Consider the following 8330-nt stretch of genomic DNA (forward strand, 5'->3'; position numbering starts at 1 on the left):
ACGATTGCAGGTGTTTGGGAGTTCGCTCCCCAGTCTAAAAAAGGGGCCACTCCCGAAGGAGTGGCCCGCCAAGTCAGAGAGGAAAATGCCCCTAGGCGTGGCCTCGGGATCAGGCCGCAGCCTGTTCGATCGGGGAGAATGGCAGGCCGAGACTGTCGGCCACGGCCTTGTAGGTCAGACGGCCGCGATAGACATTGAGACCGGCGCGCAGATGAGGATTTTCAAGTATCGCTGCAAAGCCTCTGTCAGCGAGAGACAAACCAAATGGGAGCGTTGCGTTATTCAGAGCGTGGCTGGATGTAAGCGGGACAGCCCCCGGCATATTGGCCACGCAGTAGTGAATGACACCGTCAACATCGTATGTTGGATCAGCATGCGTTGTGGGATGCGAGGTTTCGAAACAGCCGCCCTGGTCAATGGCGACGTCAACGATCACAGAGCCGTTGCGCATTGAGCTCAGCATTTTGCGGCTGACCAACTTGGGCGCACTCGCTCCCGGCACAAGCACTGCGCCAATGACAACGTCCGCCGAAAAGACCTCTTTTTCAACGCTGTCGATTGTCGAGAAGCTGGTGCGGACGCGCCCCTGGAACAGTTCGTCTAGCTCGCGGAGGCGGGGTATAGATCGGTCAATGATGGTGACCTCGGCACCAAGGCCGACAGCCATGCGCGCGGCATGCGTACCGACAACGCCGCCCCCGATGACGACGATCCGAGCGGGTTGAACCCCCGGAACGCCACCGATCAATAGTCCACGGCCTCCAGTATAGCGCTTCAGCGCTGTACCAGCCGCCTCGATTGCAAGTCTGCCCGCAACTTCGCTCATCGGCGCAAGCAGCGGCAGAGCGCCCTGTGCATCCGTCACGGTTTCATATGCGACGGCTGTGCAGCCAGAATTCAGCAGCCCCTTGGCTTGGTCCGGATCCGGTGCGAGATGTAGGTATGTAAAAAGAATCTGGTTCTCTCGTAGCTGCACCCATTCCGAAGGCTGCGGCTCCTTGACCTTTACAATCATGTCGCTCGATGCAAATACCTCGCGAGCAGAGTCCAGAATCGTGGCGCCGGCCTTGCGATAGTCGTCGTCAGTCGACCCAATGCCAGCCCCCGCAGTGGTCTCGACCACCACTTTGTGACCAGCGCTCACATATTCGCGGACGGCTCCAGGCGTCAGGCCTACTCGGTATTCATGCGTTTTGATTTCCTTGGGAACACCGACCTTCATATGCAATCTCCTGCCTGGGTGTGCCCTTGTAGTCAGAAACAGAAGCGATCCTGCTTCAGAGAACGTGGAATGGCGGAGAAATACGGCGTTGTTGTCCAGTTTGTCGCAGGATTTCGAACTGGCTAGAGCGGCGGGAGAGCGCGCCATTCGGTTGTGACAAACATAAGCACATCAAGACTAGCTAGGGTCCGGACTCAATTGAGCCAGTATGCGACGAGAGCGGCGAGATGAACAGCGGCCAAGAAAGCGCGGGCGAGCTTGTCATATCTGGTGGCGATGCGGCGAAAGTCCTTGAGCCTGCAAAAGCAGCGCTCGATGACGTTTCGGCCTTTATAGGCACGCTTGTTGAAGGGGTGGATGACGACGCGGTTGGATTTGTTGGGGATGACGGGCTTGGCGCCGCGACGTACGATTTCGCTGCGAAAGTCGTCGCCGTCATAACCTTTGTCGCCGAGGAGCGCGCTCATGGGCGGCGCGAGCGCCAGAACATCTGGCGCCGCCGAGATATCGGCATTCTGGCCTGGTGTCAGATGCAGGACGACAGGCCGGCAGAGCGGATCGCTCAGCGCATGGATTGTTGTCGTGCGGCCGCCTCGCGAGCGGCCGATTGGTTGATTGTGCTCCCCCCTTTTCCGCCGGAGGCACACCGGTGACCTTTAATCGAGGTCGAGTCGAGCGAAAGCGCGACGGCATCTTTGCCGGGCTTGGCCAGCGCTTCAAAGATCGCGCACCATCGTCCGCGCTTTGCCCAACGATTGAAGCGATTGTAGATCGTCGTGTAAGGCCCGTATTCAGGGGGACAATCACGCCACCGCGCACCCGATTGCAGCATCTGAATGATGCCGCTGATAATGCGCCGATCGTCGTCCCGATCCGGTCCGGTCAGTCCCGTCGGCAGGTGCGGTTCTATCCGCGCCCACTGCTTATCATTCAACCAAAACAGGCCGCCACGCATCTCTCGTCCCCGAATCAAAATATGCGGACAAGGGAATCGCGTGGCGCTAATTAGGTAGAGACCCTAGATCAGCTGCACAGCCGCGGCTGCTAAACCGACGCGCCCGGCCTAGCCCATCGAACCCGTAGATGCAGCGGGACGCGACTGCGGAGCTACCGTCAAGTTTTGGTGACGACCTGGCCGGTGTGACAGCGCTTTCAGCCGGACCCTCATGCGGCAGAGCGGTCGAATCAGATAGCAGTCGCGTCAGGCCACTGTTGGGCGGCCCTCCAGAGTTCGGAAGTCTCGAGCTGAGAAGCAAGTCGCAGAACGATGTCTTCTCGGCCGAAATGACCTATCAGCTGAACGCCGACGGGAAGCCCAGCGTGACGCCAAAGTGGTAGGCTCGCGGCCGGTTGGCCAGAGGCGTTGACCACAGCCAGGAACGGAGTGAGTTTTCCTACTCTACGTCTGTAATCTATGAAATCGGCAGTTTCCATCGCGATGGTCCCGAGCTCCATCGGGAGCGATACCAAAGTTGGCGTCAATAGCAGATCGTATCCTTCCATCATTTGCGCCATCATTCGACCGGTTGCGTGCAGCCGATTGATGGCCACCGCATAGTCGGGTGCGCTTAGGCGAGTGCCGAGATGGTAACCGTCCAGGATCGCCGGCTCGAGTTCATCCGCAGTTGGATCTCGCTGTTCAGATGCGAGCCGTGTACGGGCAGTCAAGGTGATGTTTGCCGCCATCACCGTAACAATCGCGTCGATGAAATTGGAATATTCGAAGTCAGGGGGCTCGATGCTGACTACTTCATGGCCTAGAGTCTCGCACAATGTGGCGGTCTTCTCCTGTGCCTCAAGACAGATGTGATCCGACGGGAAGTCCCCAAGGGTCTTGCCAGAGCGCGATGCGCAGGGGCTGCTCAAAGGGGGTGCCCAGCGCGGCTTCAAAACCTGACCCTTCTGGACAAGCATAAGGCGCGCCACGTTCGAACCCGCCAATCAAGTCGAGTGCGCGCGCAGTGTCTCGGACGGTGCGACTTATTACCCCGTCACTAGCGAGCCCTCCCCATCCTTCGCCCTTGAACGGACCCATGGGTACTCTTCCGCGTGTCGGTTTGAGTCCAAAAACACCGCAACAGGATGCTGGAGTCCGGATCGAACCGCCGCCATCACTTCCATGCGCGATTGGTACAATCCCGCACGCAACGGCAACCGCCGCGCCCGCGGACGAACGTCCTGATGAGCGCTCAAGATCAAATGGATTACGTGTGGGCCCGCCGTTGCGGCGCGCCTCGGTCGTGGGGGCCATGCACATTTCGGGCACGGTCGAACGCGCGAACGAAATGAAGCCGGCTCGACGGAACCGGGTGGCGAGCGTCGAATCACTTTGCGCCCTACTTCCTTTGAAAAGCGACGATCCAAGGCTTAGGGGCAGGTCTACCGATGCAAGTGCTGAGTCCTTCAGAAGAAAAGGCAGACCGCTGAACTTCCCCGGAACAATCTGGTGCCGGGAAGCCCTATCCGGCGCGCCTTCGAAGTCCGCATAGGACATCATGTTCGTCCTCTTGTTGAAGCGGACGGCCGCATCAATTGCGATCCGCATCAATTCGAGCGGGCTGACGGCGTTACTAGCCAACAGGTGTGCCAAACCCACTCCATCTCTGGACCTAAACTCCTCGAAATTCATGATCTCTCCGAGCGCGCTTCGCGGCGCGTTGTTTGCAAACAGATATCGCTGGATGCCGCTTCGCCAGCAGCAAATCCTCCGGACTCAAGCCAACGTCGTGTTGGTTTAAGGCCGGACTTATAGCCGTAACTGCATAATCGTCGAATCTTCTTTGCTAGCGCCGCGAGAGCGGCAGAAACAACCGACGTCCACAAATCCCGACGCGTGGCCTATCATAGAGGTGACCAGCTTTGGCCTGCGAGTCCGCAGCCCTCGACGGGTAGTGTAGATCTCCGAGTGGTCACGCCTGGTACTCATCTTTCGACCGCCACATGCACCCGCACCGATAAGAAGGAGAAGTCCATCACCATGACCGCCGCTCACGTTGGTGCCCGCGGGTCGATCGGCGTGCAGCCGCGCAGACCTAGAATATCCTCCAGCAACTTAGCGGCGGCCAATAGCTCTCCCCGTCTGCGCGAGGAGCAGCCACCATCTGCAGCCCGACTGGAAGGCCCGAAAGAGTGAAGCCGCAGGGCAGAGATAGTGCCGGGCAACAAACCAATGTGATCGCAAAGGCTATAGCGACCCAATCGACATAATTCTCAAACCGTTTACCTTCGCATTCTGTAACGTAACGATCCTTTACCGGAAACGGCTCTACAATTGTTGCAGGTGATAAGAGCAGGTCGTGCTCCTCAAAGAACTCTAGAATGCGGGAGGCCATTGTCACCCGCTGCCCCTCAGCGCGCTCGATCTGCTCGATTGAAAGTTTGAGCCCTTCCTCTATGTTCCAGATGATCTCGGGCTTCAAGAGATCGCGGTGGCTCCGCAGCAGAGCGGCCTTGCTGACCGCAAAGTCAAACGCCCGAAGGATGTGGAAGCACTCTTGAGCTTCACGGAGATCCGGGTGAGCCTCCTCAACGGTTACGCCCATCTCCTCAAAGCGCCGAGCAGCTTTGCGCGCGATTGCCGCGATTTGCGGGACTACCGGGTTATGCCGAGATCCGGAGAAAACGCAACGCGCCTGGGTCGTTTGCCGGTGCGCGTAGTCGCTAGGAAGGATTGCGCCGGTGCTGGAAGGGATAGCGGATCGCCGGGGTGGTCCCCGCTCATCGCGTCCAACATCAGCGCAACATCCTCGACGTTGCGCGCCATCGGCCCTTGTATACCAAGATTGCGGTCGATCTTGAACTTCGGGGTTCGCGCCACTCGACCTAAGCTCGGCCGTAGGCCAACCACACCGCAGAAGCTTGCCGGGTTTCGGAGCGAGCCTCCCATATCGGAGCCATGCGCGAGCCAGGCCATCCCGCCGGCAAGTCCACGGATTCAGGGTGGCTCCGAAAAGGTCGTTCACAGTGTTTGCGCCAGCACCTATTCATCTGCCGCCGAGAGAGCGTACGGCCTCACGCAGAATCGAAAACGTGAAGAACTCGTCGAACAGCGCATAGATCCTGCAAATTCCTACACACTTTCGCAGGACTCCGCCGGATCCTCCGAGGGTGATTGCATTGCCGTCACGATCGCCGACTCGACGGCGCCCCGGGGGAGTCCGGGAGTTCGGCGTGAAGATTCGACGATGAAGCCCTTGCGAAGGCGTGTACACCCAGAGATAGTAGTTCCCCGGAAAGCGCCTCCATAGACGGCAAATGAACCGAACCATTCAGACATTTATCGATCGACTGATTGAGAGCAGAGACCAGACTGCTCTGCAGCAAAGTATGGCGGACGTTGCCAAAGCTCTGAGCTTATCTTCGTTCGCCTACCTCGGGCTCTCGAAGAAGGAAGGCGACGTTCCGAAGCTGATTTCAACATATCCGCCCGGCTGGACTACGCATTATTTGCAACGCCGCTACCAGGAGTTGGATCCTGTGGTTCGCCAAGCGATCATCCATGCCCGACCGTTTTGGTGGGGGCCCGGGTCCGGGGCGCCAATTCGCTCGGATGCTGAGCGAGAGCTGTTCGAAGAGGCAGGCAGGTTCGGTATCCGGCACGGATATACCATTCCAATTCACGACAACAGAGGTGAAACAGCCATCATAACATTTGCGACTGACACGAACCGAGCCGGCTTCGAGCGCTCCATAAGGGAACGTGGCAATGTTCTGGAAGTGATCGCCTGGTATTTCCATGCGCATGCACGACAAAAGCTTACGCCCGACCGTTTGATCGATGGCGTCACGCTGTCTCAGCGCGAGCACGAGTGCCTCGAGTGGTCCTCTCAAGGAAAATCGATTGCCGACATCGGAGTCATCCTGGGAATTTCACGGAGAACCGCCGCGTTTCATTTGGATAATGTTCGAGCGAAGCTCGGGGTTCGCACGATTTGCCAGGCGGTGGCGCGATTGGCGCAGAGCAATTCACAACGAAAGTAGGCGCGTTTGCCCCTGGGTTTCCCGCCGCACCACTGCCGCCGCGTGGGAGTCCCGCCAGAAGACCCGGCCGCACCACTGGTCCTTGGTACGCAGGCACTGAGCGCAGCGCCGTGCTATGCTATGATGATTCATGAGCATGCCGGCTGGCGAGCCGTTGTCAGAGCCAGGGCGGAGGACCGAGCCAAGGCCGATCAGGAAAAATGTCAGGGGTAGGATCCGCTCGCCAACTGCATCATGGGGGGCCGTGAGGCTGAGGCTTATTCTAAGTGCGGCCCGGCCGTACGTGAAATGTCGGCTCGCCACGGCGACCATTTCGTTCGCGCGGCTATCGGCCACATTCCGCGTGTTAAAAAGTTGAAAGAAGATCGTTGTTGGCACGAATTGCCGGCCCTCACTTGGTGGCCAGAAGAAAAAACCAACATCATACTCGAAGCAAAATGGTCACGCACCTGTGCACCTGCACAGGTGGAGGGTACGCAGGATTGTGCTTCACTTTGCGAAGCAAGCACGGAGGTGGCAATGATGCTCCTGATTAAGCCAGAATATTACGGCGAGTTTGTTGAGGAGCTGGCCGAGATGCACCGTCTGCGCTATCGAGTGTTCAAGCAGCGTCTTGAATGGGAAGTCCAAGTGAGGGGGGACATGGAGGTCGACGCGTTCGATGTCGTTCGGCCTGTTCACTTGCTGCTCCGGTCGAGCGAAGGCCGGCTTCAGGGTTGTGTCCGTCTTCTCCCCTCGACCGGCCCTACGATGCTGAGAGACACTTTCCCGGTTCTTCTGGACGGGCAACCGGTGCCGCGGAGCGAGAAGATCTGGGAGAGCAGCCGTTTTGCGCTCGACATTCCCCCCGACGCGCCAAAGGCAGGTGGCGGACTTGCTGCTGCGACTTACCAGCTTTTTGCAGCTATGATCGAATTCGGCCTCTCCCTTGATCTCTGTAATATCGTCACCGTCACCGATGCCCGCATGGAGCGCATTCTTCGGCGCGCTGGCTGGCCTCTTTGCCGGATTGGGAGATCTCGGGCACTCGGCAACACGTCGGCTGTTGCCGGTTACCTGGAAGTATCGACGGGTGCGTTGGAACGTATCCGTCAGGCGGGGCAGATCTCAGGTCCAGTGCTCTGGGCGCCTGTCGTCCGAGCCGCCGCGTAGGCATTCGAGCAAGTCCGAAGCTTTCAACATGGCTGCGCACTAAACCGGCAGCCACTCTCGCTCGTTCCTCAAGATGCGCAACTCCCGCGGACGAAATCTTTCGCTTCAAGCCCACAAAGCCGTGGAACTGAAGCACTTAAGATCGGCGGTGGCTGCCGCGGATTGCGGTAGCTTTCGTGGAGCCGCCGAGTTGCTGGGATCGCAACAATCGAGCCTTAGCCGAATAATCAGCGAGTTTGAGCACCACTTGGGCGTTCCAATTTTCGAGCGCTTCAGCGGAGGTGTGCGCCCAACGCGGCCCGGCCGCGACGTTCTTCGGTTATCCAGAACCATCCTGGAGGAGTTCGGCGCACTCATCGCAACCGCGCGATCCGTCCACAACAGCGAAACCGGCCGTCTGAGCGTCGGTTTCTGCACATCACTTTCGGCCGGCAATCTGCAAGCGTCCCTACTTGAGTTCAAGCAGCGCTTCCCGCAGAGCGCTCTTGCAACGGTTGAACGATCACGGACACGTTTAGCAGCGGCACTTCGCAACGGATCGCTTGATCTCCTGATCGTCACGGGGAGCTTGCCGCTGTTGGACAATAAAGCCATGTCTCTGTGGAGCGAGCGTGTTCTCGTTGCCTTGCCTCATGACCATCCTCTCAGTTCGCGCGAAACTGTCTACTGGACCGACCTGCGTGGTGAGACGGTGCTGCTCAGCCACTACGACCCCGGAAAGGAGCTCGAAGATCTCCTGGTTTCCAAGCTCGTTTCCCCTGAGGCCCGCCCAAATATCGAGCGCCATGACGTCAGTCGCGGCATCATCAAAAGCCTGATCAGCATGAACACGGGAATAAGCCTCGTGCTCGAGTCCGATATAGGCGCAAATTTTGCGGGCCTTGTTTACCGGGAGCTGCGCGATGGGGCGGGTGCGAGCCGGTTCGAGTTTTCTGCCTATTGGCGCGCCGACAATGAAAACCCCGCGCTACACGAA

7 protein-coding genes and 1 pseudogene are annotated in these 8330 nt (G+C 58.7%); 3 read left to right on the forward strand and 5 right to left on the reverse strand.

Annotated features, from left to right (window positions below; all coding sequences use genetic code 11):
- Nucleotides 1-109: 109 nt before the first annotated feature.
- From ald to IVB27_RS04720, 5 genes and pseudogenes are all read right to left on the reverse strand, one after another.
- On the reverse strand, nt 110-1222 hold the full coding sequence (ald, locus tag IVB27_RS04705; RefSeq protein WP_247441777.1) for an alanine dehydrogenase: 1113 nt from the start codon (nt 1220-1222) through the stop codon (nt 110-112).
- A 194-nt stretch (nt 1223-1416) separates the two neighbouring features.
- A protein-coding gene (locus IVB27_RS04710; protein ID WP_247441779.1) for an IS5 family transposase occupies nt 1417-2177 on the reverse strand; the annotation gives its coding sequence in 2 pieces (ribosomal slippage) (nt 1417-1848 and nt 1851-2177; 759 coding nt in all).
- A 230-nt stretch (nt 2178-2407) separates the two neighbouring features.
- The gene (locus IVB27_RS04715; protein ID WP_247441781.1) at nt 2408-3136 is read right to left on the reverse strand and encodes an amidase family protein; all 729 of its coding nucleotides are present in this window, start codon (nt 3134-3136) and stop codon (nt 2408-2410) included.
- The gene (locus tag IVB27_RS42850) at nt 3018-3851 is read right to left on the reverse strand and encodes an amidase (protein WP_345946825.1); all 834 of its coding nucleotides are present in this window, start codon (nt 3849-3851) and stop codon (nt 3018-3020) included. Before IVB27_RS42850 ends, IVB27_RS04715 begins: the two co-directional genes overlap by 119 nt.
- 359 nt (nt 3852-4210) lie before the next feature.
- Nucleotides 4211-5202, reverse strand: a pseudogene (locus tag IVB27_RS04720) (amidase); the annotation flags it as partial.
- Between the two features lie 274 nt (nt 5203-5476).
- On the opposite strand from IVB27_RS04720, the gene IVB27_RS04725 reads away from it, so the two are divergent.
- The 3 genes from IVB27_RS04725 to IVB27_RS04735 form a co-directional block, all read left to right on the forward strand.
- Nucleotides 5477-6202, forward strand: a complete 726-nt coding sequence (locus IVB27_RS04725; protein ID WP_247441783.1) for a LuxR family transcriptional regulator — start codon at nt 5477-5479, stop codon at nt 6200-6202.
- A 519-nt stretch (nt 6203-6721) separates the two neighbouring features.
- Entirely contained in the window at nt 6722-7354 is a 633-nt protein-coding gene (locus IVB27_RS04730) for an acyl-homoserine-lactone synthase (RefSeq protein WP_026233906.1), read from the forward strand.
- A 73-nt stretch (nt 7355-7427) separates the two neighbouring features.
- Nucleotides 7428-8330, forward strand: a 903-nt coding sequence (locus IVB27_RS04735) for a LysR family transcriptional regulator (protein ID WP_247441785.1), incomplete at its 3' end; no start/stop codon positions are given.

The sequence above is a fragment of the Bradyrhizobium sp. 197 genome (assembly GCF_023073375.1).
GTDB lineage: Bacteria > Pseudomonadota > Alphaproteobacteria > Rhizobiales > Xanthobacteraceae > Bradyrhizobium.

What these genes read in the sequence shown, in the direction of transcription:
- ald (WP_247441777.1), bottom strand. Translation starts at nt 1,222, where the DNA reads ATGAAGGTCGGTGTTCCCAAGGAAATCAAAACGCATGAATACCGAGTA.
- IVB27_RS04715 (WP_247441781.1), bottom strand. Translation starts at nt 3,136, where the DNA reads ATGCTTGTCCAGAAGGGTCAGGTTTTGAAGCCGCGCTGGGCACCCCCT.
- IVB27_RS42850 (WP_345946825.1), bottom strand. Translation starts at nt 3,851, where the DNA reads ATGAATTTCGAGGAGTTTAGGTCCAGAGATGGAGTGGGTTTGGCACAC.
- IVB27_RS04725 (WP_247441783.1), top strand. Translation starts at nt 5,477, where the DNA reads ATGAACCGAACCATTCAGACATTTATCGATCGACTGATTGAGAGCAGA.
- IVB27_RS04730 (WP_026233906.1), top strand. Translation starts at nt 6,722, where the DNA reads ATGATGCTCCTGATTAAGCCAGAATATTACGGCGAGTTTGTTGAGGAG.